At 67.2% G+C, this 26,179-nt stretch carries 24 protein-coding genes; 10 read left to right on the forward strand and 14 right to left on the reverse strand.

Features of this window, described 5'->3' with window-relative positions; genetic code table 11:
• Nucleotides 1-15: 15 nt before the first annotated feature.
• From D5687_RS01945 to thiS, 3 genes are read right to left on the reverse strand one after another with little or no spacing between them, the layout of a single operon-like run.
• Nucleotides 16-507 (reverse strand): hypothetical protein, encoded by a 492-nt coding sequence (locus tag D5687_RS01945; protein WP_125198080.1) that lies wholly within the window; start codon nucleotides 505-507, stop codon nucleotides 16-18.
• Nucleotides 504-2,198: a gamma-glutamyltransferase gene (ggt, locus tag D5687_RS01950; protein ID WP_125198081.1), complete on the reverse strand. Its 1,695-nt coding sequence runs from the start codon at nucleotides 2,196-2,198 to the stop codon at nucleotides 504-506. The genes D5687_RS01945 and ggt overlap by 4 nt, the downstream gene beginning before the upstream one ends.
• Nucleotides 2,199-2,200: 2 nt before the next feature.
• Complete coding sequence (gene thiS, locus D5687_RS01955; RefSeq protein ID WP_125198082.1) at nucleotides 2,201-2,416, reverse strand: sulfur carrier protein ThiS; 216 nt, start codon at nucleotides 2,414-2,416, stop codon at nucleotides 2,201-2,203.
• Nucleotides 2,417-2,538: 122 nt separating this feature from the next.
• Between thiS and D5687_RS01960 the strand changes: the two genes are divergently transcribed.
• Entirely contained in the window at nucleotides 2,539-3,246 is a 708-nt protein-coding gene (locus D5687_RS01960) for an HAD-IA family hydrolase (RefSeq protein ID WP_125198083.1), read from the forward strand.
• A 118-nt stretch (nucleotides 3,247-3,364) separates the two neighbouring features.
• Here D5687_RS01960 and D5687_RS01965 read toward each other — a convergent pair whose 3' ends face one another.
• The 3 genes from D5687_RS01965 to D5687_RS01975 all read right to left on the reverse strand — a co-directional run bounded on the left by D5687_RS01965 (nucleotide 3,365) and on the right by D5687_RS01975 (nucleotide 7,328).
• A complete protein-coding gene (locus D5687_RS01965) occupies nucleotides 3,365-3,646 on the reverse strand; it encodes an oxidative damage protection protein (RefSeq protein WP_125198084.1) in 282 nt (93 codons plus the stop codon).
• Nucleotides 3,647-3,817: 171 nt separating this feature from the next.
• Entirely contained in the window at nucleotides 3,818-4,873 is a 1,056-nt protein-coding gene (gene mutY, locus D5687_RS01970; protein WP_125198085.1) for an A/G-specific adenine glycosylase, read from the reverse strand.
• A gap of 52 nt (nucleotides 4,874-4,925) precedes the next feature.
• Nucleotides 4,926-7,328 carry an AsmA family protein gene (locus D5687_RS01975; RefSeq protein ID WP_158611714.1) on the reverse strand — a complete coding sequence of 801 codons (2,403 nt, stop codon included), beginning with the start codon at nucleotides 7,326-7,328 and terminating at the stop codon, nucleotides 4,926-4,928.
• A 201-nt stretch (nucleotides 7,329-7,529) separates the two neighbouring features.
• On the opposite strand from D5687_RS01975, the gene D5687_RS01980 reads away from it, so the two are divergent.
• The 3 genes from D5687_RS01980 to D5687_RS01990 all read left to right on the forward strand — a co-directional run bounded on the left by D5687_RS01980 (nucleotide 7,530) and on the right by D5687_RS01990 (nucleotide 8,582).
• Nucleotides 7,530-7,757 (forward strand): MoaD/ThiS family protein, encoded by a 228-nt coding sequence (locus D5687_RS01980; protein ID WP_125198087.1) that lies wholly within the window; start codon nucleotides 7,530-7,532, stop codon nucleotides 7,755-7,757.
• A 3-nt stretch (nucleotides 7,758-7,760) separates the two neighbouring features.
• Nucleotides 7,761-8,117: a hypothetical protein gene (locus D5687_RS01985; protein WP_125198088.1), complete on the forward strand. Its 357-nt coding sequence runs from the start codon at nucleotides 7,761-7,763 to the stop codon at nucleotides 8,115-8,117.
• Nucleotides 8,118-8,276: 159 nt separating this feature from the next.
• Nucleotides 8,277-8,582: an isoamylase early set domain-containing protein gene (locus tag D5687_RS01990; protein WP_125198089.1), complete on the forward strand. Its 306-nt coding sequence runs from the start codon at nucleotides 8,277-8,279 to the stop codon at nucleotides 8,580-8,582.
• A 75-nt stretch (nucleotides 8,583-8,657) separates the two neighbouring features.
• Here D5687_RS01990 and D5687_RS01995 read toward each other — a convergent pair whose 3' ends face one another.
• Nucleotides 8,658-9,365: a flagellar brake protein gene (locus D5687_RS01995; protein ID WP_125198090.1), complete on the reverse strand. Its 708-nt coding sequence runs from the start codon at nucleotides 9,363-9,365 to the stop codon at nucleotides 8,658-8,660.
• A 283-nt stretch (nucleotides 9,366-9,648) separates the two neighbouring features.
• Between D5687_RS01995 and D5687_RS02000 the strand changes: the two genes are divergently transcribed.
• The gene (locus D5687_RS02000; protein WP_125198091.1) at nucleotides 9,649-10,653 is read left to right on the forward strand and encodes a class 1 fructose-bisphosphatase; all 1,005 of its coding nucleotides are present in this window, start codon (nucleotides 9,649-9,651) and stop codon (nucleotides 10,651-10,653) included.
• 93 nt (nucleotides 10,654-10,746) lie between these two features.
• On the opposite strand, the gene pstB is transcribed toward D5687_RS02000, so the two are convergent.
• The 6 genes from pstB to D5687_RS02030 all read right to left on the reverse strand — a co-directional run bounded on the left by pstB (nucleotide 10,747) and on the right by D5687_RS02030 (nucleotide 19,928).
• Nucleotides 10,747-11,562, reverse strand: a complete 816-nt coding sequence (gene pstB, locus D5687_RS02005) for a phosphate ABC transporter ATP-binding protein PstB (RefSeq protein ID WP_125198092.1) — start codon at nucleotides 11,560-11,562, stop codon at nucleotides 10,747-10,749.
• A gap of 262 nt (nucleotides 11,563-11,824) precedes the next feature.
• A complete protein-coding gene (gene pstA / locus D5687_RS02010) occupies nucleotides 11,825-12,991 on the reverse strand; it encodes a phosphate ABC transporter permease PstA (protein ID WP_125198093.1) in 1,167 nt (388 codons plus the stop codon).
• A 24-nt stretch (nucleotides 12,992-13,015) separates the two neighbouring features.
• Complete coding sequence (gene pstC / locus D5687_RS02015) at nucleotides 13,016-14,275, reverse strand: phosphate ABC transporter permease subunit PstC (protein ID WP_125198094.1); 1,260 nt, start codon at nucleotides 14,273-14,275, stop codon at nucleotides 13,016-13,018.
• A 224-nt stretch (nucleotides 14,276-14,499) separates the two neighbouring features.
• A complete protein-coding gene (locus tag D5687_RS02020; protein ID WP_125198095.1) occupies nucleotides 14,500-15,516 on the reverse strand; it encodes a PstS family phosphate ABC transporter substrate-binding protein in 1,017 nt (338 codons plus the stop codon).
• Between the two features lie 204 nt (nucleotides 15,517-15,720).
• Nucleotides 15,721-18,801, reverse strand: a complete 3,081-nt coding sequence (locus D5687_RS02025) for an efflux RND transporter permease subunit (protein WP_204742105.1) — start codon at nucleotides 18,799-18,801, stop codon at nucleotides 15,721-15,723.
• The gene (locus tag D5687_RS02030) at nucleotides 18,798-19,928 is read right to left on the reverse strand and encodes an efflux RND transporter periplasmic adaptor subunit (RefSeq protein WP_125198096.1); all 1,131 of its coding nucleotides are present in this window, start codon (nucleotides 19,926-19,928) and stop codon (nucleotides 18,798-18,800) included. The genes D5687_RS02025 and D5687_RS02030 overlap by 4 nt, the downstream gene beginning before the upstream one ends.
• 42 nt (nucleotides 19,929-19,970) lie before the next feature.
• Here D5687_RS02030 and D5687_RS02035 point away from each other — a divergent pair, with 42 nt between their 5' ends.
• The 5 genes from D5687_RS02035 to modC all read left to right on the forward strand — a co-directional run bounded on the left by D5687_RS02035 (nucleotide 19,971) and on the right by modC (nucleotide 24,946).
• Nucleotides 19,971-21,422 carry a deoxyribodipyrimidine photo-lyase gene (locus D5687_RS02035; protein ID WP_125198097.1) on the forward strand — a complete coding sequence of 484 codons (1,452 nt, stop codon included), beginning with the start codon at nucleotides 19,971-19,973 and terminating at the stop codon, nucleotides 21,420-21,422.
• A 52-nt stretch (nucleotides 21,423-21,474) separates the two neighbouring features.
• Nucleotides 21,475-22,278 carry a TOBE domain-containing protein gene (locus D5687_RS02040; protein WP_204742106.1) on the forward strand — a complete coding sequence of 268 codons (804 nt, stop codon included), beginning with the start codon at nucleotides 21,475-21,477 and terminating at the stop codon, nucleotides 22,276-22,278.
• 84 nt (nucleotides 22,279-22,362) lie between these two features.
• Complete coding sequence (gene modA, locus D5687_RS02045; protein ID WP_125198098.1) at nucleotides 22,363-23,127, forward strand: molybdate ABC transporter substrate-binding protein; 765 nt, start codon at nucleotides 22,363-22,365, stop codon at nucleotides 23,125-23,127.
• A 24-nt stretch (nucleotides 23,128-23,151) separates the two neighbouring features.
• Entirely contained in the window at nucleotides 23,152-23,844 is a 693-nt protein-coding gene (gene modB / locus D5687_RS02050; RefSeq protein ID WP_125198099.1) for a molybdate ABC transporter permease subunit, read from the forward strand.
• Nucleotides 23,845-23,848: 4 nt separating this feature from the next.
• On the forward strand, nucleotides 23,849-24,946 hold the full coding sequence (gene modC, locus D5687_RS02055) for a molybdenum ABC transporter ATP-binding protein (protein WP_125198100.1): 1,098 nt from the start codon (nucleotides 23,849-23,851) through the stop codon (nucleotides 24,944-24,946).
• A 40-nt stretch (nucleotides 24,947-24,986) separates the two neighbouring features.
• On the opposite strand, the gene D5687_RS02060 is transcribed toward modC, so the two are convergent.
• Nucleotides 24,987-26,177, reverse strand: coding sequence for a glycosyltransferase (locus D5687_RS02060; protein ID WP_125198101.1), 1,191 nt, complete (start codon nucleotides 26,175-26,177; stop codon nucleotides 24,987-24,989).
• Between the last annotated feature and the right edge of the window lie 2 nt (nucleotides 26,178-26,179).

Consider the following 26,179-nt stretch of genomic DNA (forward strand, 5'->3'; position numbering starts at 1 on the left):
CCGGGCCGTTCGGTATCAACAGGCGTCGATATCGAACCACTCGGTGACGCGCACCCGGGCGAGGAGGATGCGGTAGACGGTCTCGCGGCTGATCCGGCCACCCTGGAGACTGACGCGGAAACTCAGCCGGCGACAGAGCGGTTGCCGGGCGAGCACTTCCATCAGCGGGGTGTCGGCCAGGCCGGTGATCGCACGATGCAGACGCGGGGTGAGCGGGCCGACCACCTCGGTCAAGGCATCGACCCGGGCATCGCCGCTCTCCAGCCGGACGCGACGCTCCCAGACGCGCGTGACCCTTGGGGTCGGCCAGCGACCGGCGACGTGCCCGCGCCACCCCTCGGCAAGGCGCCTGACCACCACCGGTCGACCGGTGTGCCGCCGCAAGGCCTGCGTGAACGAGCCGGTCGTGATCGCCAGGCGACGCTGCGCGGCCGGCACGCTGAAGAGCGTCTCGTCACCCGCCGGCCGGGCCGTGGTGCGGAAGCAACCCAGGGCAAACCGGCTCATGGCGCCTCCGCGGCGAACACCACCGCCTCGCCCTCGCCGCGCGGGTCGCTGGCCGCCTCGAGCCGGCCGTCGTCACGCCACCAGGCGACCGCCTGCATGTTGCCAAAGCCATCATTGACCTCGATGCGATGCCCCATCAGCTCGAGTTCGGCGCGCTGCTCGTCGGTGAGCAAGTCTGGCTCGACCTCGATGCGATCCGGCAGGTACTGGTGATGGATGCGCGGGCCGGTCACCCAGTCGTCGACCGGCTCGCCGCGGGTCGCCGCCAGCACACCGCCGAGCACCATGGTGATGATGCGTGATCCGCCGGGCGTGCCGAGCACGCCGACCAGGTCCTCGCTGCGCACGAAGGTGGGCGACATCGAGGACAGCGGCCGCTTGCCCGGAGCGATGGCATTGGCCTCGGCACCGACCAGCCCGTAGACATTGGGCACGCCCGGTTTTTGCGAGAAGTCGTCCATCTCGTCGTTCAGGAGCACGCCGGTTCCCGGCACGGTCACCGCGGCGCCGAACGGGTAGTTGATCGAGAGGGTCGCAGCGACGTAGTTGCCTTCGCCGTCCATCACGGAAAAGTGCGTGGTGTGCGGGCCTTCCGGCTCGGTGACCACCGGGGCGAGCGCGGACGAGGGCGTGGCGTCGGTCGGCGAGATGCCCACCGCCAGCCCGGCGGCATAGTCGTCGCCGGTGAGCCGTTCGATCGGCATGTCGACGTAGTCCGGGTCGCCCAGGTACTCGGCACGGTCGCGGTAGGCGCGGCGCATCGCCTCGACCCGGTAGTGCAGGCCCAGCACGGACAGGTCGTCCAGCTCGCCCGCACGACGCTCGAGTGCGCCATAGGTGTTCAGTACCTGCGCGATCGCCACGCCGCCGGAGGACGGCGGGGCCGCGGAGACCACCTCGAAGCCCCGGAAGTGGCTGACCACCGGCTCGCGTTCGACCACGCGGTAGCCGGCCAGGTCCGAGCGACACCAGATGCCGCCGGCCTTGCGCACCCCGTCGACCAGTCGCCCGGCCAGTTCGCCCTGGTAGAAGCCGTCGCGGCCCTCGACGGCGATACGCTCGAGCGTCTCGGCAAGGTCCGGTTGGCGAATGACATGCCCCAGCGCCGGCAGCTTGCCGTGGTCGAGGAAGATCGACCGGCTGCCCGGATCGTTCGCCAGCAGTTCCTCGCGGAAACCCGCCAGCCGACGATACATCTCGGTGACCGCAAAGCCGTCACGGGCGGCGTGGATGGCCGGATCGAGCGTCGTGCTGAGAGGCAGTGCGCCGTAATCGGCGGCCAGGTGATCGAGGGCGGCAGGGATGCCGGGGATGCCGGCGGCCAACGGCCCGTCGACGGACAGATCGGGTTGGGGGTTGCCCTCGTCGTCGAGATACATGTCGCGGCTGGCCTGGCCCGGGGCACGCTCGCGGGCATCGAGCATCACGTCGCGCCCGCTTGCCGCGTCATGGAGCAGATAGAAGCCACCGCCACCCAGCCCGGAGCTGTAGGGCTCGACCACCGCGAGTGCGGCCGTGATCGCCACCGCGGCATCGAAGGCATTGCCGCCGGCCTCCAGCACCTCACGCCCGGCGGCCGTGGCCATCGGGTGGGCGGTGGCAATCGCGGCCTGGCCCGGCGAAGCCGAGGCCGACAGCCAGCCCAGCGATAGTGCGAGCGCAAGCGCCAGCCGAGGCAGTAGCCCGGTCATGCTCAGCCCCCGCCGATCGCCTGGACGATCTCGACCCGATCGCTGTCGGCGACCACGGCGCTGGCGTGCTCGGCACGCGGGCAGATCTCGCCGTTGACCTCGACCGCGTAACGCTTGCCGCTCGTCCCGGCCAGCGTGACCAGCGCCTCGATCGTGGTGCCCTCGGGCACGTCGCGCGGCTCGCCGTTGAGCTCGATGCAGACGGTGGATTCGGCCATCGTGTGTCTCCTGTGCCATCGGCCCGCCGGACCGAGTGGAAAGTTGCTACTGGTAGAATGGCGCACTGGCCGCCTGGGGGAAACTCTAGCGGCCAGTCCACCCATTTGTTCAGGCCGCCTCCATGAGCGACACGCCCGCCCATCCAGCCCTGCCGTGGCAGGACATCGACACCGTGCTGCTCGACATGGACGGCACGCTGCTCGATCTCGACTTCGACGCCCGCTTCTGGAAGGAACACTTCCCGCAGCGCTACGTCGAGCTGAGCGGGCTTGCCGAGCCCGAGGCGATGGCGCGGCTCAACGCCCGTTTCGAGGGCCTGCGCGGCCAGCTGGCCTGGTACTGCCTCGATGACTGGCACCGTGCGCTGGCGCCAGACTGCCGCAACGAGCTCGACCTGATCGCCCTCAAGCGCGAGCTGGCCCACCACATCCGCTACCGCCACGGCGTGCCCGAATTCCTCGAGCGCCTGGGCGGGGCGGGCAAGCAGCGCGTGCTGGTGACCAATGCCCACCCGGCCAGCGTCGATCTCAAGTTCGAACGGGTCGACCTCTACACGCGGCTCGACCGCCTGTTCAACGCCCACGAAATCGGCGCGGCCAAGGAGTCGCCCCGCTTCTGGGATCGGCTGGCCGAGCAATTGCACTTCGACCCCGACCGAACCCTGCTGGTCGACGACAACCTGGTCGCCCTGGCGGCCGCCGAGGACTTCGGCATCCGACACCTGCGGGCGATCACCCTGCCCAACAGCCGCGGCGAGCCCATGGATACCGCGCCCTTCGAGCCGCTGGATGATTTCCTGGCCGCCACGGCGGTTCTGGCGACCCGGTAGCGACGGCCAAAGCCACGCCCCAAGGTTACGTAGGAGCGGCTTTAGCCGCGAAAGGCCGCGGCAGACACCCGGCATTCGCGGCTAAAGCCGCTCCTACAAGGGGCGTCGCGCGCTCCTCTTACTCGCCCTCGCTCGGCGGGACGTAGCCTTCCGGCTTGTCCTCGTTGCCCTCAAACAGGAATTTCTCCATCTCGCGGACCAGGAATTCGCGCGCCTTGGGATCGATCGGCGTCAGGCGATACTCGTTGATCAGCATGGTCTGGTGCGCCAGCCATTGCTGCCAGGCGGCCTTGGAGATGTTGTTGTAGATGCGCTCACCCATCTCGCCCGGATAGGGCGGCTTGGGCAGGGCCTCGGCCTCGCACTGTAGGCGCTGGCAGAAAACGGTGCGGTCAGTCATGAAAACCTCGTTCGCGACTCGATGCGGAATGTGTCCGGAATGATAACAGTGCCGGCAGGGACCACCGGCCAGTCAGTGCGCGGGATTCACCCTCACCGGATCGCCTTGGCGGCAAAATCGCCGGACCGACGCCCTACCGAAATGCCGTGATGCTCGAGAGACGGCCGGGATTCACGATTGACCCAGTGCCGCCCCGCCGCGTTCGCGGATCAGCCGCTGGATCGGGGCGGGCAGCCCCACCGGCGGCTCGTGGACCAGCTGGTCGACCGCATGCCATTCGCCATGGCGCTCGGCCACGGCAGCGGGCGCGACCTGCATGCCCCACACCTCGGCGGCCAGCTCGAAGTGACTGAAGACATGCCGCAGTTGCCCCAGCGCCTGCCAGTCATCGGCCGGCTTGAAACCAAGCTCGGCCAGCCGTTGATCGACCGCCTCGGGCGTCTCGCTCACCGGCAGGCAGGCCAGACCTCCCCAGATGCCGCTCGGCGGGCGTTTTTCCAGGAAAACATGGCCGTCACCATCCTCCAGCCACAGCAACACCCGCTCGCGCACCGGCTTGGGCTTGCGCCGCCGGCGGACGGGCAACTCCTGCTCGCGTCCCTGCCGGCGTGCCCGACAGTCATCACGGACCGGGCAGACATCACAGCGGGGCGTGCCCCGCCGACAGACGGTCGCGCCCAGGTCCATGATTGCCTGGGTGTAGTCGGCCGCACGATCACCCGGGGTACGCTCATCGGCCAGCGCCCAGAGAACGCGCTGGGTCGCCGCCGCTTCCTGCGGGGTGTCGACGGCGGCATGACGGGCGAGCACGCGCTTGACGTTGCCATCCAGGATCACCGCTCGGCAGTCGAAGGCCTGGGCGACGATCGCTGCGGCGGTGGACGGCCCCACACCCGGCAGGTCGCCCCAGCCCTCGACCGTTTCCGGCACGCCCGTTTGCGCCATTGTTCGAGCGGCGGCATGCAGGTTGCGGGCACGGGCGTAGTAACCGAGCCCCGACCAAAGCGAGAGCACGTAGTCCGCCTCGGCGGCCGCGAGCGCATCGATATTGGGGAATCGCGCCATGAATCGCTCGAAATACGGGACGACCGTGGCAACCTGGGTCTGCTGGAGCATGATCTCCGAGACCCACACCCGGTAGGGCGAACGCGGGTGCTGCCACGGCAGGTCATGCCGACCGTGGTCGTCAAACCAGGCCAGCAGCCGTTCGGCGAACGGCGCCGTCACGGCCCGCGACGGGGGCGATCGGCTGATCGCATGACGGCTGCACCGGACCGACTCACAGGCCGAAACCCTTGAGCAACTCCTTGACCGCGTCGCCGCCCTTCTCGTCCAGACGCTTGTCGATCTCTTCCTCGACGCGCGTTTTCACCTCGCCCTTCGCCGCTTCCCTGGCCAGCGATTCGAGGTCGAGCGAGATCGACGGGTCGCTGAATGCGCCCTTGATGCGGATCGGCACCGGCACCTGCTTGAGGCGCTCGAGATCCTTGCCGCCCTGGCCGGTGGCGGTATTCACCACGGTGACGGTCAGGCCGTAGTCGATCTGCTCTCGCGGCAGGTCGACCTCGCCCTTGCCGGCGACCCGTAGCAGCGGGGAGGAGCCGGCAAGATCGTCATTGCGCACCACGCCGTTGCGGATGACGGCCGTGCCGGTGATGGCCGTGAAGTCGGTGGACAGCTCTTCGGGCTCCGGCTCGGTCTTGCCCTCGAGGCGCGCCTGGGCTCGGCGCAGCAGGTAGCCGATGTCGAAGCCCCTGATCTTGCCATCGCGCAAGGAGAAATCGGCATTGCCGTCGAGCCCCGACTTGAGCTGATCGACCCGTTTGCCTTGGGTGGTGACGTCGAAGGAGATGTCACCCTTGCCGAGCAGCCGATCCTCGTCCATTACCGCGATGAGCAACGGTTGCAGCGAGACGCCCTGCACGTGCCCCTTGCCGGCGTAGCTCGGCACCTCGCCACGCACGTCCAGCGCACCGCTGGCGTCGATCGCCCCGTCGAAGGCATTGGCGGTCAACTCAGCCAGTTGCAGCTGGCCACCGGCCGCCGTCAGGTGCACCACCGGGCTGCTCAGGCGGTAGTCCTCGTAGCGAAGGCTTTCCAGCTGCAGCCGGGCATCGAGGTTGAGCCCGCGCAGGGTCTCGACCGGCAAGTCGATCTCGGCGTTCTTGGTGGCGGCCTTGCTCTGCGCACTGCCGCCATTGCCCGAACCGGACGATTCGCTGGCGTCCTTGTCGCCTTCGGTCTTGGGCGCGAGGTACGGGTTGGCGTCGAAATCACCGCCCTGCAGCCGGGCCAGAAGGCGCCCGGATTCGAGGTTGTCGATACCGGCACGGCCGGTCAGCTCCTGACCGTCGAGCGTGACGCGCAGATCGTTGAGCATCGCCCGCGACGGGGTCACGTCGATCTGCCCCGTCATCGCGAATTGGCGCAGCGCATCGTCCGAGCGCATCTCGGGCACGATCATGCCCAGCCGATCGGCCAGCTCGCGCGGATCGAAGGCGGCAATCTCGATCGGACCGGAGGAGACCAGCTCGCCCGTGTTCAGACCGCTGACATCGATCTGCCCCGAGCCCCTGACCGGATCGGAGGCGAACACAAGATCGCTGATCGAAGCGGTACCGGCGGCCAGATCGGCGTCAACTACCGCGCTGGCAGAAACGCTCACCGTGCCGTCAACCTCGGGAAGCCCCTTGAGATCGGCGCTCAGGGAGAGGCGCGGCAGCTGGTAGCGCCCGGCGGCCCAGTCGGCCTCCAGCACCGTCTCCAGCCGACTCTCGAGGTAGGTCAATGGGCCGACGCCCTTGCCGTTCAGGTCGAGCACCACGCCATCGAGCCGCGCCTGTGACTTGCCGGCACGCACGTCGGCCTTCTCGACCTGCAGCATCGCCTCGATGCGCTCGGGCAGGCCGGCCTCGGCTCCGTCGTCGTGGCTGGCCACCAGGTTGAGCTCGAGATCCTCGAACAGCATGTCCTGACGGTCTAGCCACAACTGGGCCTTCGTGGTCAGATCGACGCTGCCGTTCAGGACTGGCATGTCGGGCATCGCCAGGCGAAAGCCCGAGACCAGTTCGATGTCGGTCGGCGTGCCGTCGGCCAGTTCGCCGGTCGTGAGAGCCAGCCCGTCGATGGTCAACTGCTGATCGGCCTGCTCGTCCCGCCAGTGCAGGGTGGCATTGCGGATGTCGACACCGCCGACAGTGAGCACGAGCGACGGCCCGCCGCCATCCTGCGGCTCGACCCTCTCCGGCTCGGAACCTGATGCCTCGGCCGACTCGGCGGAGCGCTCGAGCAAGTCGTCCCAATTGTTGCGCCCGTCCTCGAGGCGGGTCAGGTGAATCTGCGCGTCTTCGAGCAGTAGGGTGCCGATCTCGAACTCGCCACGCAGCAGCGGCAGGAGCGCGGCCTGTGCCTCGAGCCGCTTGACCTCGATCATCGACTCGGGCTCGAAGCCCTCGGCATTGGCCAGCACCACGTCCTCGGTGGCCGCCCCCAGCCAGGGGAAGATCGTTACCGACAGGTCACCGTTGAACTGGATGCTGCGCCCGGTTTCTTTTTCGACCTGGGCGGCGATCTGCGGCTTGTAGTCGTTGGGATCGAAGGTCAGGGCGAAGGCGACGATCGCCAGGATGGCGACCAACACGATCGCGACGAAAAGCAGGCCAATGCGCTTGATCCATTTCATGCAGGGTCGTCCTCGAATGTCGATGGCCGGGCAAGTGTGCCCGGTTGGTCCGATCGGCCCGGTCGATTCGCGTGGTTCGGGCGCAATCCGGACTAGGATTGGTTCAGACTTTAGCAGACAATAGGCGTTGCCAGACCGGGCGTTCGCAGGTGTCGAAACGTCCGGCAACGCGTACATACACTGTCAGCGAAACGACCGACCATGAGCATCACCGTCCGCCTGTTTGCCAGCCTGCGCGAGCGCATTGGCTTCGACGAGACCCGGCTCGACCAGACCCCCGCCACCGTGGCCGAGGCTTGGCAGCGGGTCACCGACATCGAGCGCCCCAGCAACACCCTGGCGGCCGTCAATCACGAATATGTCGACCTGGACCATCCGCTCTCGGATGGCGACGAGGTCGCGTTCTTCCCACCGGTGACCGGAGGCTGAGCCATGGCCAAGAAGCTGCCCGCCAACGAAATGCACCGGGAGATGCGCCAGATCATTTCCCGCCGACGCCGGCTGATTCGCATCTGGCCGGCGATCGCCTTGCTGCTGGGTGCGGTGACCATCGGCTTCTACGTCTGGGCCTTCTTCCAGCGTCCCATCCTGGTCAATCCGCTGCACGTGCTCGAACTGATGCAGACCGGCAACCTCGACTCGGCCACCCAGGCCCTGCTGGCCGTGACCGCGCCGATGCTGTTCCTGGCCGTGGGGTTGCTGGTGCTCCTGCTGCTGGCCTTCGTCACCGCCGGGCTGGTCAGCGAGGGCCGGCTGATGCGCGTGCTCGAGAAGAACCTGTCGCGCTGACCCCGACCGTCTCCGAGCCAAGCACCCTCCGCGTCACACAAGCGTCAAGATCGTCGCGTAAACAATCACTTGACTGGATTGCCCGTTCGCCCGACATTGCTTAGGCAATGTAAGGCGACCGACGCCCGGTCGGCTTTGTGTGTCAATGGAGGGAAGGCCATGTCGATCACGAAAAAACCGCTCAAGGTACGTCCCGAGTGTCGCGTCACCTTCAGTTACCGCCCGAACGACGGCGAGAAACATCGCGTCGAAGTGCGCGGCGATTTTAACGGCTGGGGTGATGAAACGTTACCGCTCAAACGCCAGCGCGACGGCAGCTACCGGACCTCGGTCAGCCTGCCACAGGGCAGCGAGTACGCCTTCCGCTACCTGATCGACGAGGAACGGTGGGACAACGACGAGGCGGCCGACGACTACGTGCCCAACCCGTACGGCACCGGCGACAACGGCGTGCTGCGCACCTGAGCGCCGTCCTGCCGAGACGCGGGGGCGACCGGGAAATTTTTCGGGACCAATTCGAGGGTGTCCCGCCCGGGAACCTCAGCCGCGCGTCAGGCGCAGGCGTTGCAGGCGCATGACCTCGCGGTCGATCAGCTGGCTGTCGCGCGGGGGAAGCGCGGCGAATTCCAGGCCGTAGACCACGCTCTTGCCCACGCCCGGGCGGCGGTTGCGGACAATGAACTCCAGGCGCACGTCGATGCCCTCGCCGACCTTCAGGCGCGCGGCGCTGACCTCGTCGCCGGGCTTGAGCCCCGGGTCCTTGTCTCCGACCACGCTCACGGCACAACCGGTGGCCGAAAGGTTGACCACGTCGCCGGACGTGACGCCTCGCGGCGGCGACGGGCAGAAGGCCAGCGTGCCGGGCACATCCGGGGGAAGGTCGATGCGAAAGGCCGCCCGGCGCTGGAGACGCTGCATCACCTCGGGATAGCCGACACTCAGGTAGCAATCGCCACCCTCTTCACGGGTCGCGAGATCGGCGGAATAGAACCAGTTCAGCAGACCGTCGACGACCGCCTGCAAACGCACCCGCCCGGCGTTGAGCACGTGACGCAGCACCACGGGGTCCGGGCAGTCGAGCACCAGCCGCCGGGCCTCGGATTCGTTGCCCACCACCTGTACCTGGCCCTGGAAATCCGGGTCGTCATCGGGGATCAGCCAGACATGTCCGCGGGCCTCGTACAGTCGCTCGAGCGAGCGCTCGATGGCGCGAGGAGAGCGGACGGTTTTGATGTCCTGATCGTCCAAGACCGATGACTCCGGATCCGTGGGTTCGGCCGGGCGGCGGACGCCGCCCAAGCATGAGCGTCGACAAGCATACCCATTTTGGCCTTACCCTGCAGCCGCCCGGAAACCGCATGCCAGCGCCGCTCGTCGGCCGTGGTTCGGTTGCTGCCGGCGATCGGTTACTATAGGCGCCGATTTTTGTAGCAGGGCGGCTCTGAATGCTCGGGACGTTCTTCCTAACCATTCAAAGACTTCCTGTCTCCAAGATCCGTTTAACCATTCGACTGACACAGAGGACTTTTCCATGTCTGAAGCCAAGCGACTTTCGCAGTACCTGGCCGAGCACCAGCGCCAGGGCCGCGTCGACGCCGATTTCGTCGGCCTGATCAGCGACGTGGCTGCCGGCTGCAAGCTGATCGCCGACCAGGTCGGCCGCGGCAACCTCATCGGCCTGCTGGGCTCCGCCGAGACCGAGAACGTCCAGGGCGAGACCCAGAAGAAGCTCGATATCATCTCCAATGACGAGTTCACCGACATCCTCACCGAGGGTGGCCACGTCGCGGGTCTCGCCTCCGAGGAAATGGACGAGGTCTACGACCTGCCGGCGGGCAAGCACCGCGGCCCGTACCTGTGCACCTACGACCCGCTGGACGGCTCGTCGAACATCGACGTCAACGTCACCGTCGGCACCATCTTCTCCGTGCTCAAGGCCCCCACCGGCAAGGAGAACCCGACCGAGGAAGACTTCATGCAGCCGGGCACCGAGCAGGTCGCCGCCGGCTACGTGACCTACGGCCCGTCCACCATCCTGGTCCTGACCATCGGTGACGGCGTCGACGGCTTCACGCTCGACCGTTCGGTCGGCGAGTTCAAGCTGACGCACCCGAACATGACCATCCCGGAAGACACCGCCGAGTTCGCCATCAACATGTCGAACCAGCGTTTCTGGGATGCGCCGGTCAAGCGCTACGTCGACGAGTGCCTCGCCGGCACCGAAGGCGAGCGTGACAAGGACTTCAACATGCGCTGGGTCGCCTCGATGGTCGCCGAAGTGCACCGCATCCTGGTGCGTGGCGGCGTGTTCATGTACCCGATCGACAGCAAGCACCGCGAGCGCGGCGGCAAGCTGCGCCTGATGTACGAGGCGAACCCGATGTCCATGATCGTCGAGCAGGCCGGCGGCCTGTCGATCACCGGCCCGGACCGGATCATGACCATCGAGCCGGAAAAGCTGCACCAGCGCGTGCCGGTCATCCTGGGCTCCAAGAACGAAGTCCAGCGCCTCTGGGATTACCACAAGGAAGGCTAAGGCCTTCCGGACAACCCGGATGCAAGAAAGCCCCGCGGGTCATCGACTCGCGGGGCTTTTTCTTTTCAGGGCTGGATGCTGAAAGCGTGAAGCTTAGCCGTACCGCCCGGTGATGTAGTCCTCGGTCTGCTGCTTTTCCGGGGTGGAGAACATGGTCGCGGTGTCGTTGTACTCGATCACCTTGCCCAGGTGAAAGAACGCGGTGTAATCGGCGACCCGTGCGGCCTGCTGCATGTTGTGGGTGACGACGACAATGGTGAAGTCACGCTTGAGCTCGTGCATCAACTCCTCGATCGTGGCCGTGGAGATCGGATCGAGCGCGGAGGTGGGCTCGTCCATCAGGATCACGCTCGGCTGCACGGCGATCGTCCGGGCGATGCACAAGCGCTGCTGCTGGCCACCGGAGAGCGACGTCCCCGGCTTGTCCAGCTGATCCTTGACCTCGTCCCACAGGCCGGCGGCGCGCAGCGACTGCTCGACCAGCTCGTCCTGCTCACTGCCCTTGCTGACGATGTCGTGCATGCGCGGCGCGTAGGCGATGTTCTCGTAGATGCTTTTGGGGAACGGGTTGGGCTTCTGGAACACCATGCCCACCTTCTTGCGCAGGGCGACCTCGTCGACCTGCTTGGAGAGCACGTTCCGGCCTTCCATCACGACCTCGCCCTCGGCACGCACCGACGGGATCAGGTCGTTCATGCGGTTCAGGCAGCGCAGGAAGGTGGACTTACCGCAACCCGACGGCCCGATCAGCGCGGTGATGTTGTTCTGGTAGATATCCAGATCGATGCCGTGAAGCGCCTGCTTGTCCCCGTACCAGAGCTTGAGATCGCGCACGGTCAGCTCGAGGTCGTGGGTGGTCTCCTGGTTGAAGGTGACCGGGGCACCGGGGGATGCGAGTTTGGTTGTCATGCTCGCCGTACCTGTCGTTGGTTGACGTGTGGGAAAAAGTGGTTAGGCCGCTGGAGCCTCTGTGCGAGTCCGATGACGTTCTGCGCGCCCTGAGCCGGGCAGCTGCAAGGCGACCGCCCGCCGCGGAAGGGTTGTTCCCTTTCCAAGGGCGGCAACGCAGCAGATGCTCGGCTCAGGGTGTGCCCGCAGGGGGCTGGCCGCCGGCTCGCCTGATAACCGTTTCGCCAGCCCAGAGCGACATCGGACTTGTGCAGAGGCTCCATTACCAGCGGTGTTCGAACTTCTTGCGCAGATAGACCGCGGTGGCATTGAGCGTGATCAGCACCGACAGCAATACCAGGATGCCCGCGGCGGTCCGCTCGACGTAGGCCGACTCCGGCATGCCCGCCCAGGTGAAGATCTGCGCCGGCAGTACGGTGGCCGCCTGGGTAAAGCTGCCCGGTGCATCCGGGATGTAGGCGATCATGCCGATGATGATCAGCGGCGCGGTCTCGCCCAGCGCCTGGGCCAGGCCGATGATCGAGCCGGTAAGAATCCCGGGCATCGATAGCGGCAAGACGTGGTCACGCACGGTCTGCCAGCGGGTCGCACCGACGCCGTAGGCCGCCTGACGGATCGAGTCGGGCACGGCGCGCAACGCGGCGCGCGAGGTAATGATGATGATCGGCAGGGTCATCAGGCCCAGCGTCAGACCGCCGGCCAGCGCCGAGGAACGCGGCGCGCCGAAGAAGTTGATGAAGATCGCCAGCCCCAGCAGACCGAACAGGATCGAGGGGATCGCGGCGAGGTTGTTGATGTTGATCTCGAGAAAGCGCGTGAAGCGGTTGTCCGGCGCGAATTCCTCGAGATAGACCGCCGTCATCACCCCCACCGGGAAGGCAAACGCCAGGGTCACGATCAGTACCAGCACCGAGCCGATCGCCGCCGAGGCGAGACCCGCCATCTCGGGCAACTTGGAATCACCGTTGGTGAAAAACCCGGTGTTGAAACGCAACTCGGCGCGCCCTTCCTCGACCATCCGCTCGACCACCGCGACCTGCTTGTCCTTGAGCCGGGACTTCCTGCCCTTGAGGTGCTGGTCGACCGCGTCGTCGGCAAGCACCCATTCGGTCTGCTTGGTGCCCATCAGCGAGTCGTCCTCGGCCATGCGTCCGGGGATCAGTCGAAGGTACCCGCGGCTGACCAGTTCCCGGTAGTCCGCTTCGACGGCGGCCAGCGGCAGTTCGGCGGCCCGTTCGCTGTAGTCGATCTCGATCTCGATGTAGGCCTGCTGGAACGCCGGCAGCCCCTTGATCAGCATATCGGCAAGGAAGAACAGCAGGAACGCGCCGGCCGCGATCAGCGCCGACATCGACAACCACTTCATCCGGGCGGACTTGCGGTGGCGCTTTTTCAGCTGGCGGGAGATGTCGTCGAGGGACTGTGCCATGACGGGAGCTTTCCGGTTGATCGATTACAGGTTGTTGACCGCGTACTTCTCGCGGAAGCGGCGGATCATCACCACCGAGACGAAGTTCAGCGCCAGCGTGACCACGAACAGCATCAGGCCGAGGGCGAAGGCCGACAGGGTCGCGGCCGACTCGAACTCGTTGTCGCCGGTCAGTGCCGAGACAATGCTCACCGTCACGGTGGTCATGTCCTCGAGCGGATTGGCGGTGAGGTTCGGGCGCATGCCCGCGGCCATCACCACGATCATGGTCTCGCCCAGCGCCCGCGAGACGCCCAGCAACGTCGCCGAGACGATGCCCGGCAAGGCGGCGGGCAGCACCACGTGGCGAATGGTCTCGTTGCGGGTGGTGCCCAGCGCCAGCGACCCCTGCCGCATGGCCGTGGGCACCGAGCTGATGACGTCGTCGGACAGCGAGGAGATGAACGGGATGATCATGATGCCCATGACGATCCCGGGCGCCAGCGCGTTGTTGAACGAGGCCTCCAGGCCGACCGAATCGGCGGCCGAGACGATCAGCGGGGCGACGGTGATCGCGGCGAAAAAGCCGTAGACGACGGTCGGGATGCCGGCGAGCACCTCGAGCACCGGCTTGGCCACGTCACGCACCTTGGGTGGTGCGTACTCGGCCATGTAGATCGCCGCCGAGACGCCGATGGGCACGGCCACTAGCATGGCGATGGCGGTGATCATGAAGGTGCCGGCGAACAGCGGTAGGGCACCGAAGTTGCCGCTGGATCCTTCACCGGCCTCGGCGCGCCCGGCCGACTCGAGGAAGGAATCTCCCGGGGCCCAGTTGGTGCCGGTGATGAAGTACCAGAAGCTCTCCATCTGGAAGAAGCGGATCGCCTCGAACAGGATGGAGAACAGGATGCCGAAGGTCGCGAAGATCGAAATCGAGGCCGCGCCGATCAACACCCACTTGACCGCCCGTTCGAGCGAGTCGCGGGCACGCAGCTCCGGCCGAACGCGCCTCAGGCCGACGAACAAGCCGAACGCCCCGAGCCCCAGCGCGCCGGCCACTGCCAGCCAGCCGGGGAAGGCCGTTTCGGACAGGCCCAGCACGATGGCCGCGATCATGGCGACGACCACCGCCGGGCCGGCGGCACTCAGGACGGTGAACCAGGCGTACTGATCCGGCTGGGAATGCATGTGCGCCCCACCAGCACGGACCCGTGCAGCCTTGGAGCGGCCGAGGAAGAACCCCAGCACCCCGAGGAGCAGCACCCCGGCAAAGAACGTCATCAGTATCTGGTCGGTCTGCATTTCAGCGCTTTCCGTCTCGTTTCGTGCATCGCCACGGCATTGCCGAGCGAGTCCGGGTTGGGTAATCCAAAGCGGCCATTATTGAGAAGCTGGCTCCTGTTGCAAGCATTCGGTGATCGAGACACCAAACACTTGCGACAAGAGAAAGCCGGCGGATGACCCACCGGCTTTCCCCGTCCCTGGGAGGGCGTCCGTCCCCATCGCTGGGGAAACGGCCCCTGCGCTTACTTGAGGTCGGACAGCTGGAGCGTCTTGCGCTCGGCGACTGCCGATTGCAGCTCCTCGAGTTCCGCCTGCGGCAACGGGATCATGCCGATGCCCTTGAGGTAGCCCAAATCGCTGATCATCTTGTCGCTCATGAACAGGTCGACGTAGTCGTTCATGGCCGGGACGTCATCCGCGTGGCTGTTCTTGATGTAGAAGAACAGGGAACGGGAGACCGGGTACTCGCCCGAACCGATCGCGTCCGGCTCCGGCGCCACGCCGTCAATGTTCGAGCCGATCAGCTTGTTGCTGTTCTCCTCGAGGAAGCTGTAACCGAAGATGCCGAAGGCGTCGGTGTCGTTCTCGAGCTTCTGCACGATCAGGTTATCGTTCTCGCCGGCGTCGATGTAGGCACCATCCTTGCGCAGGTTGGCGTAGCCTTCGTTGCCGTAGGCTTCCATCTCCTCGGTCACGGCCTCGAGCACCAGCTCCTCGAAGGCGTCACGGGTGCCGGAGGTGGACGGCGGGCCGTAGACGCGGATCTCGCGATCCGGCAGCGAGGAGTCGATGTCGCTCCACTTCTTGTACGGGTTGTCGACCAGCTCACCATCGACCGGCACCTGCTCGAGCAGCGCCATGGCAATCTGCTCGCGGGTGAACTCGGCGCTGTCGTTCTTGTTGCTCTGGGCGAAGGCGATGCCGTCGTAGCCGATCATGGCCTCGGTGATGTCGGTGACACCGTTTTCCTGGCAGCGCTCGAACTCGGAGGGCTTCATCCGACGCGAGGCGTTGGTGATGTCCGGGGTATTCAGGCCGTTGCCTTCGCAGAACAGCTTCATGCCGCCGCCGGAACCGGTCGACTCGATGACCGGGGTCGGCCACTTGGTGGTCGCGCCCAGTTCTTCGGCCACGTAGCTGGCGAACGGGAACACGGTCGAGGAGCCAACGATGCGGATCTGGTCCCGGGCGTGGGCCGTGCTGATGGAGGCGGCCATGACGACGGCCAGGCCAATGCTGGTTACGGCAAACGGTTTCATACAGGTGATACCTCAGGTGAAATGCAACACAACGCTAGTACAGGAGTGGAGTCTGAGGATCGTTTGTGACAGCAAGATGAATGTGTGACAACGGTTCGGTGACAAGCGAAGAAACAAGAGACCAGAAGTGAGAAGACAGCAAGCCAAGGCGGCCACTTCTGATATCTGAACACCGATCTCTGACCCCGCCGCCGCAGACGGACCTTATGCCGTCTGCGGCGGCCTGACCCGGAACCACACCGCGTACATCGCGGGCAGGAACACGATGGTCAACACCGTGCCGACGGCGATCCCGCCAATCAGGGTGACCGCCAGCGGCCCCCAGAAGGTGCTGGCCGTCAGCGGCACGAAGGCGAGCACCGCCGCCAGCGCCGTGAGCACCACCGGCCGGGCTCGACGGATGGTCGCCTCGATCACCGCCGTGTGACGGTCGTCGCCGGCGCGGCGGTTCTCGTCGATCTGCCCCACCAGGATCAGGGTGTTGCGCATGAGTATCCCCGCCAGCCCGATGAGTCCCAGCAACGCGACGAAACCGAACGGCTGGTTGAACAGCGCCAGGGCACCGGCCGCGCCGATCAGGCCCAAGGGCGCGGTCAACAGCACCATGAACAGCCCCGGGAACGAGCGCATGTTGAGCATCAACAGGGTGAGCATCAGCACCACCATCAGCGGCATCACCACCTTGATCGAATCCTGCGCCCGGCCCGATTGCTCGACGGTGCCGCCGATCTCGATCCGGTAACCGGCCGGCAGCTCGGCGCGCAACTCGGCCAGGTCGTCCCAGCTGGCGAAGGTGGCATCCGGCGGCTGCGCGCCGCGGATCTCGGCATTCACGTTGAGATACGGGGTCTGGTTGCGTCGCTTGAACACCGGCAGCTCGGTCTCCACACGGATCTCGCCGAGCTGGGCGAGCGGCACGCTGCTGCCGTCGGCCAGGCGAATGGGTAGGGTCTCGAGCCGGGCGGGGTCGCGCGCCACGGCCGGGTCACCGCGCACCAGCACCTCGATACCACGGATGCCCTCGCGCAACTCGGTGGCAACCTGGCCATTGATCAGGCCGGCGGTCTGGCGCTGCACCTCGACCGGTGTCAGGCCGAAGGCCGCCAACCGCACCGGATCGAGCGACAGCGACAGCGCTGGCACCTGCCGCCCCCACTCCAGATGCGGGTCGACCAGATGCGGATTCTCGGCCATGACGCGACGCACCCGCTCACCGATCGCGACCAGCTGGTCGATCTCCGGGCCCATCACCCGGAACTGCACCGGCCAGACCACCGGCGGGCCGTAGAGCAGCGGGTGCGGACGCACGCGAGCCTCGGGGAAGGCACCATCGGCGATCATGGCCTCCAGGCGTTCACGCAGGGCCTCGCGCGCCTCGGCATCGTGGGTGACGGCGATAATCTTGGCGAAGGCGGGGTCGGGCAGCTCGGGGTTGAGCGCGAGGAAGAAGCGCGGCGCGCCACGGCCGATGTAGGTCGACAGCGATTCCAGCGCCGGGTCGTCCTCGATCGCCGCGGCCAGCCGTTCGGCCACCTCGCGCGTGGCCGTTGTCGAGCTGCCCTCGGGCAGCTGGATGTCGATCAGCAACTCGGGCCGGTCGGAGCTGGGGAAGAACTGCTGGGCCACGCCCTTGCCCATCAGCACCGCCGAGGCGACAAATAAAATCAACGTGCCGCCGAGCACCCACCAGCGATGCGCGACGCAAGCGGTAATCAGCCAGCGCAGCGCCCGGTAGACCCGCCCGCTATACATCTCGCCTGGCGACGGCTCGATGCGCGGCAACAGCTTGACGCCGAGATACGGCGTGAACACCACCGCGACGAACCACGAGGCGATCAGGGAGATGCCCAGAATCCAGAAGATATTGCCGGCGTACTCGCCGACGTTCGACTGGGCAAAACCGATCGGCACGAAGCCGACCACGGTGACTAGGGTACCCACCAGCATCGGCATGGCAGTGACCGTCCAGGCATGACCCGCCGCCGCGATGCGATCGGCGCCCTCCTCGAGCTTCACCAGCATCATCTCGATGGCGATGATGGCATCGTCCACCAACAGGCCGAGCGAGAGGATCAGCGCCCCGAGGGTGATGCGATCGAGGTTCTTGCCGGTGATCTGCATCACCACGAAGGTCACGGCCAGCGTCAGCGGCACGGCCATCGCCACCACCAACCCGGCGCGCAACCCCAGGGCAAGGAACCCCACCAGCATCACCACACCCAGGGCGAGCAGGAACTTGATCTGGAAGGTGTCGACCGCCAGCCGGATCGCATCGGCCTGGTTGGTGACCTTTTCCAGTTGCACCCCGGCAGGCAAACCGGTAGCGACACGCTCCTCGAAGGCCGCCAACCGCTTGCCGAGCCTCAGGCCGTTGACGTTTTCCTCCATGATCACGCCCACCATCAGGGCGCGCTCGCCGTTGTTCTCCACCACGAAGGCCGGCGGGTCGGCCAGTCGGCGCGAGACCTCGGCCACGTCCGAGACCCGCAGCACCCGCCCGTCGATGGTCAGCGGGGTGGCCGCGATGCGCTCGATGGTCTCGGGGCCCTCGGCATCGAGCCCCGGCCCGACCCGAAGATACAACCGTGGCCCGTCAGTCTCGATCAGGCCGCGGCCGGTCAGGCGGTTCTGGCCGTCGATGGCCTCGGCGACCGCCTCGACCGACAGGCCCATCGACTGGATGCGCGCCGGATCGAGACGGATCTCGACCCGGTCGTCCTGCTCGCCGATCAGGTGGGCCTTGCCCACGCCCTCGACCCGCAGCGCCTCACGCCGCAGCGTCTCGGCGGCATCCACCAGCGTGCGCTGATCCACCCCCGGCGCGGTCAGGGCGTAGAGCGTGAAATAGACATCCGAGAAGTCGTCGTTGAAGAACGGCCCGGCGACCCCCGGCGGCAGCTGTGGGCCGGCATCGGAGAGGTGCTTGCGCACCTGGTAAAAGATGTCATTGACCGCCTCGGGCGGCGTCGATTCCTCGAAGTTGATGCGCAGATACACCGAGCCGGGCCGGGCGATGGTCTCGACGAAGTCGAAATACGGTACGTTGTCGAGCGCGCGCTCCAGCGGCTCGCCCACCTGCTCCTGCATCTCGCGCGCACTTGCGCCGTCCCAGTGCGCCTCGGCAAGCATCACCTTGAGGGTGAAGGCCGGGTCCTCGGCACGCCCCAGCGAGACGAAGGCATACAGCCCGGCGAAGGCGACCAGCAAGATCAGATAGAGGGTGATCGACCGCTCGCGGACGGCCAGCGCGGAGAGATTGAAACGGCTGACCACCGACTGGCTCAAGGCGAGGTCTCCTCGACCTCGTCCCCCGCACCGGCCGCGACCTCGTCGCCGCGGCGCGGCGTGACCGCCTGACCGTCGTGGAGGCGATTGACCCCGGCAATCACCACCAGCGCACCGGCCGGCAGGTCGGACTCGATCACGGCATGGCCGGCCTCGAGGCGCAGCACGCGTACGGGGACCGCCTCGACCCGCCCATCGACCACCCGGAAGACCCGTGGATCATCGTCACGGGCGAAGACGGCACCGATTGGCACGCGCTGATGCGGTGTCGGCTGGTTGAACTCCAGCATGGCAGTCTGGCCCAGCGACCAGGGTCGCCCGTCGGCCGCGGGGAGGCGATACCGGGCGGCAAACGTCCGGCTGACCGGATCGGCCGCGCCGCTCACCGAATCGAGCGTGGCTTCGAGCTCGGCGTCATCGCTTTCCAGGCGCGCCATACCCGTTTCGGGCAGACCGGACACGCGCCGCTCGGGCACGTCCACCTCGATCAGCCGGCCGTCATCGGCCGCCAGCCGCACCACCGGCTGGCCGGCGGCCACCACGTCGCCGACATCGGCGACCAGCTCGATCACCACGCCCGCGAAGGGCGCCGCCAGCGTGGCGTAGTCGAGCGCATTGCGCGCCTCGGCCAGCCGCGCGCGGATGCTGGCCACGCGGGCGCGGGTCGCCTGTTCGCGCGAGATCGCCTGGTCGAGGGCCTGCTGGCTGGCCACCTGCCGCTGGCGCAGCTCGCGGGCACGTGCAAGCTCCTGCCCGGCCAGCCGCGCCTCGGACTCGGCCTGAGCGAGCTCGGCCTCGACCGAGTCGACCCGTGCGGTGAGATCACGGCTATCGAGGTGGGCCAGGGGTTCACCGGCGGTGACGCGCTGGCCCCGCCGCACCGGGCGCTCGTCGATGCGCCCGGCGGCCTGAAAGCCGACCGATGCGGTGGTCTCGGCGGTCACCTCGCCGACCAGCGGCGCCTGTTCCACCACGCCGGTCGCTACCGGGGCGACCAGCACCACGGGGGCCTCAGAGTCGGCCGACTCGGACTCGGCCAATGCCTCACCGATGGGCAGGCCCTGCGTCAGCATCAGACCGCCGAGCAGGCCCAGCAGGGGCAGAAAAAAACCAGGGCGCTTTGCCATACTCACCGGCCATTCCTCCCTGCAGCCATTAGCCAACCGTCCATGTCCACATCGTCCACCCTCGTCTGGTTCCGCCAGGATCTGCGCCTTGCCGACAATCCGGCGCTCGACGCCGCACTGGCATCCGAGCACATCATACCTGTCTACATCGTACCCCCGGAGACCTCAGACGAGGGGCAAGACGGCTTTCTCCGGGGCGGTGCCAGCCGCTGGTGGCTGCATCACAGCCTGACGGCGCTCGACCGCGACCTGCGGGCACGGGGCAGCCGATTGATCATCCGCCGCGGCGAGCCGGGCGAGGTGCTGGCCCGACTCGCCACCGAGAACGGCGCGACGGCCGTGCACTGGAACCGTCGACTGGAACCGGCCGGCATCGCCAGCGACCGGGCGGTCAAGCAGTCGCTGCGCGAGCAGGGGCTGACCGCGCAATCGTTTGCCGGCAACTACCTGCACGAGCCCTGGAACGTACTCAACAAACAGGGCGCGCCCTACAAGGTGTTCACCCCGTACTGGAAGGCACTGCTCGCCGAGGGCATCGACCTGCCGCTCCTGCCCGCGCCCGAGCGCCTACCCCCCGTGGAGGAGGCTATCGCCGGCGAGACGATCGACTCGCTCGGGCTCCTGCCTCAACTCGGCTGGGCCGACGGCTTTGCCGACTGGTGGGTACCGGGCGAGGCGGGTGCCTGGGATCGGTTCGAGTCATTCCTCGACGACATTTCCCACTACCACGAGACCCGCAACCGGCTCGACCTGGATGGCACCTCGCGGCTCTCGCCGCACCTGCACTTCGGCGAGATCTCCCCGCGCCAGGTCGTCGCTCGAGTGCGCAGCGAATACCCGGACGCCCTCGACGACAAGGGGCCGGAGCACTTCCTACGTGAGGTCGGCTGGCGCGAGTTCGGCGCCAATCTGCTCTACCACTTCCCGCAGACCGAAACCGACAACCTCGACGCGCGCTTCGACCACCTGCCCTGGCGCAACGCCCCCGATCACATCGCCGCCTGGCAACGTGGCCAGACCGGCATCCCGGTGGTCGACGCGGCCATGCGCGCCCTGTGGGCGACCGGCTGGATGCACAACCGGGCGCGGATGATCGTCGCCTCGTTTCTGACCAAGAACTGCCTGGTCGATTGGCGCATCGGCGCGGACTGGTTCATGGACACACTGGTCGACGCCGATCTGCCCAGCAACACCGCCGGCTGGCAGTGGGTGGCCGGCACCGGTGCGGACGCCGCCCCCTACTTCCGCATCTTCAATCCTGTGCTGCAGGGCGGGAAGTTCGACCCGGAGGGTGCGTTCATCCGCCGCTGGGTGCCGGAACTGGCCGCGCTGCCCGACAAGGCGCTGTTCGCCCCCTGGGAGGCCGACCCCGGCACCCTGAACCGCGCCGGCGTGACGCTCGGCGAGACCTACCCCTACCCGATCATCGATCTCAAGACCTCCCGCGAGACGGCCCTGGAGGCGTTCGCGCAGATCAAGGATTACGAGAGGTGACGATCGATGCGGGTAAGATCGGCCACCTGTTTACCCCGTTGTTCCGCACCCCATGTCGATATATAGTGAAAAACATAACGCGATGTTCACCGGCTCGCTCGGCCTAAAACTGGGCGCAGGCGAGGTATCCGATCGCCGCCTGCGGCTGCTGGCCGCCCTCGAACGGACCGGCTCGATCAGCGGTGCGGCGCGGGCGATCGGCATGACCTACAAGGCGGCCTGGGACGCAGTCGACGCGATCAACAACCTCGCCGACAAGCCGCTGGTCACCACCCGTCACGGCGGGACGAAGGGCGGCGGAGCGTTGCTTACCGAGGAAGGGCGGCGCCTGCTGGCCGCGTGGAAGCGGCTCAACGGCATGCAGCAGGAACTGCTGGCCCTGTTCGAACGCAACGAGCTGACCGACGACCTCGATCTGCTTCGGAGGATTCACATGAAGACCAGCGCGAGGAACGCCCTGGCCGGCCGGGTGAAGGCGATCACCCACGGCCCGGTCAGTAGCGAGGTGGTCGTCGCACTGGCCGGTGGCGACGAGTTGGTCGCCGTGATCACGCGCCGCAGCGCCGAGGACATGGCGCTGGCCGAGGGGCGTGCCGTGCACGCCCTGATCAAGGCAAGCTTCGTGATCCTGAGTGATGCCGGCTCGCGCACCTCGGCACGCAACCAGCTCTGCGGCACGGTCGAGCGCCTCGAGACCGGCGCGGTCAACAGCGAAGTGGTGGTCGCCCTGCCCGGCGGCGCGCGCCTGACGGCGGTGGTGACCAACACCAGCATCGACACGCTGGGCCTTGCCGAGGGGGCGGCGACCTGCGCGCTGGTCAAGGCCAGCCACGTGATCCTGGGCGTGGACGAGTAGCCGCGCGGGCGTTCACTCGGCGTCTCGCCTTGCACATCGATATATACCCGACAACCAATCGAAAGACGAAACAGGGAGTCCGAGATGTGGAAAAAGACCCTGATGGCCGCCCTGCTTGCCAGCGGTTGGCTGACCGCGGCGGCCGCCCAGGCCGAGACCATCACCGTGGCGGTGGCCGCAAACTTCACCAAGGCGGCCGAGGAGATCGGCGCGGCCTGGGAAGAGTCCTCCGGCCACGAGGTGCGATTCTCCTTCGGCCCATCGGGCAAGCTCCTGGCCCAGATCCGTAACGGCGCGCCCTTCGATGCCTATTTCTCCGCCGACACCGGCCGACCGGAACAGCTGGCCGAGTCCGGCGAGGCGAGGGACGTTTTCGTTTACGCCCGGGGAAAGCTGGCCCTGTTCAGCCTTGATCTGCCCGTTGACGAGCGCGCCGAGGAGATCCTGGCCGATGGCGATTTCCGCTACCTTGCCGCGGCCAACCCGAAGGCCGCTCCCTACGGACTGGCCGCGCAGCAGGTGCTGGAAAAGCGCGATCTCTACCAGCGCTATCGCGCGGAGGGGAAGATCGCCACCGGCGAGAGCATCACGCAAACCTTCCAGTTCGTCACCACCGGCAACGCCCAACTGGGTTTCGTCGCCCTGTCGCAACTGCGTGACCCGCAAAGCCCGGTAACGGACCAGGGGTACATCTGGACGCCGCCGGCCGAGGACTACGATCCCATCGAGCAGGGCGCCGCCGCTCTGACCCGCAGCCAGCACCCCGAGGTGGTCGACGACTTCCTGGCCTTCGTGCGCAGCGACCAGGGTGCAGCGATCATCCAGAAGTACGGTTACGACACGCCCTGAGGGTCGGTTTCCCGAGGATTTTCCATGACGCTTTTCGGCATCCCGCTCGACACCCACCCGATCTGGCTGACCCTGCAGGTGGCGGCGGTGACCACCATCCTGCTGCTGCTCATCGGTGTGCCCATCGCCTGGGGGCTTTCCCGCATGCGGTCGCGCTGGCGGGTGGTCTTCGAGGCGCTGGTCTCCCTGCCGCTGGTGCTGCCGCCGACGGTGCTGGGCTTCTACCTGATCATCGCGATGAATCCCAACGGCGCGCTGACCGAACTCCTGGGACTGTTCGGCTTCGACGGCCAACTGACCTTCAACTTCACCGGGCTGGTGATCGGCTCGGTGCTGTTCTCGTTGCCATTCATGGTCCAGCCGATGATGTCCGCCTTCCAGGGGCTCTCCGAGGAGGTGCTGGATGCCGCCCGGCTGATGCGCGCCGGCTTTGTCGACCGGTTCTTCACCGTGATCCTGCCGCTTTCACGCCAGGGGCTGCTGGTGGGCTCGGTGCTCACCTTCGCCCACACCGTGGGCGAGTTCGGCGTGGTGCTGATGGTCGGCGGCAATATCGAGGGCCAGACGCGCATGGTCTCGATCGCGATCTTCGATCACGTCGAGTCGTTCGAGTACGCCCAGGCCCACCTGCTCTCGGCAGTGATGGTGATCTTCTCCTTCGCCACGCTGGTGGGTGTGTACCTGATCAATCGCCGGTTCTCGGCAAGGCTGGGCTAGGACCATGTTCGAAGGAAACCTGACACTGACCGTCGGCGACTTCCGGATGGACTCCGGCGACTTCCGCTTCGACTCGGACGGGGTGACCGCGCTGTTCGGTCGCTCGGGGTCGGGCAAGAGCACGCTGCTGCGTGCCATGGCGGGTCTGGATCGGCACACCCGCGGCCAGCTGCGCTTTCACGACGAGGTCTGGCAGGACGGACGACGCGGCCTGCCGGCCGAGCAGCGCGATATCGGCATGGTCTTCCAGCATGCCGCCCTGCTCGCCCATCGCACGGTGCGTGGCAACCTCGACTTCGCGGCACAGCGTGCGCCGACCGATCGCGGCGCGGCCATCAACCGCGACCAGATTATCGAGCGCACCGGCATCGGCCCACTGCTCGACCGGGCGGTGGGCAACCTCTCCGGCGGTGAACGCCAACGCATCGCCATCGCCCGGGCGCTGATCGGCCGACCCCGCGTGCTGATGATGGACGAGCCACTGGCCGCGCTGGACTGGCGGGCCAAGGCCGAACTCCTGGACCTGTTCGAGACGGTGATCCGCGATTTCGGCATTCCCACGGTGATGATCACCCACGCCCCGGCGGAGGTGGAGCGCCTCGCCGACCGGGTGGTGTTCATGAACGAGGGGCGCGTCGAGCGGGTCGAGACATTGAAGGAAGCGCTCGGGCGGGTCGACTCGCCGCTGTTCACCGAGGAAGGCCCGGTCGCTTCGCTCGACGGCCACGTGGAGCACGTCGATGGCGACCCGCATCGGCTGCGCTTCGTCACCACGCCCCAAACGGGCACCGGCCAGCCGGTCACCTTCCACCTGGGCGCGGACGGCTCGACGACCGAGCACGGCCCGCGTCGCCTGCGCGTGCGCGCCGACGACGTGGCACTGGCCCGGGAGCGACTCGACAACATCTCGATGCAGAACCAGCTCCCGGCCCGGATCGAACGGATCGACACCAGCGCCCCGGGCCGCCGGGCCGTGTTCCTCACCCTGGACGACGGTCAGCGGCTGGTCAGCGAGGTCACCGACCGCGCCGTGGCCGACATGGGGCTGGATGCCGGCCAGGCCGTGATCGCCCTGGTCAAGAGCGCGGCATTGGCGAGGTAATCCGGGCCGGGCGGCACGACCGCGGGCCCGCGTGGCCCGATCAGGCGGAAACCGAGCCCTTCCCTGGCCACGATGCCCCGACGGCGCTGTCGTCACTGACCCGCCCCTCCCGACACAACTGGCCCATCCGCAGCAATTGCCGATCGACCTGCGGCCCCCAGCCGTAGTGACGCACGGCCCGTCGGCGCGCGGCGGCGCCGGCGGTCAGCCAATCGCGGTCGAACAGGCGCGTCACCCCCCGCGCGAGTGCCGCGGCCCGCGCCTTCGGGACCAACTCGCCCACCCCCTCGTCAACCAGTTCCGGCGTGGCCCCGGCATCCACGCCGACCACTGGCAGGCCGCAGGCCATCGCCTCGAGGATCACCAGCCCGAAGGTCTCGGCATCGCCGGCATGCAGCAAGGCGTCCGCCGAGGCGAGGTAGGCGGCCAGCGTGTGCTCGTCGGCGACGTAATCGACCACGCGCAGACGGGGATGACTGCCGACCGGCATGCCGGCGCCGATCAGCAACAGGTAGTAACGATCGTCGAGTTCGTCGAGCGACGCAACCAGCTGGTTGACGTGCTTCTCACGCGTGTTGCGCCCGGCAAACACCAGCAAGCGGGCATCGCGCGGAATGCCGAGCCCGTCACGCAGTCCGGGCTGGGCCGCGGAGGGACGAAAGACCGAGGTATCGACGCCGAGGCGCTGCACGCTGACATGGCGCACGCCCAGATCGACCAGCTGGCTGGCCATGACGTCACTCGGGGCGAACATCCAGTCGAATCGGCGGTACAGCCGGCCCAGGTAGTGCCCCGACAGTGGCCGAACCCAATCGCCACAGCGCAGGGCGAGCAGTCGCGAGAGATCCGAATGGAAGAAGCCGACGGCCGGGACGCCCAGTTGTTTCGCCGCGGCCTGGGCGGCGTGGGCCGTGACGTAGGGATCGCCGGCCTCGATCGCATCGGGCGCCAGCTCGATCAACGCCTCGCGCCAGGGACCGGGGCGCAGGGGAAACCGGTAGCCATCGCCGGCGGGCAGGCGCCAGGCCGGCAACTGGCGCAGCCACTGATTGGCATCGGCCGACCACGCCGGATGCGGGCCGGGCACCAGCAGGCTGTGCTGGCAATCCGCGCAACCGGCGATGTGATGGCGCTTGGCCTCGAGGTAACGCCTGACGCCGCCCGAGGCCGGCCCCCAGAACATGGTGACGTCGGCGAGATGCAGCGCCGGGGAAGCAAGTATCTTTTCCATTT

Source organism: Guyparkeria sp. SCN-R1 (genome assembly GCF_003932495.1).
Taxonomy (GTDB): domain Bacteria; phylum Pseudomonadota; class Gammaproteobacteria; order Halothiobacillales; family Halothiobacillaceae; genus Guyparkeria.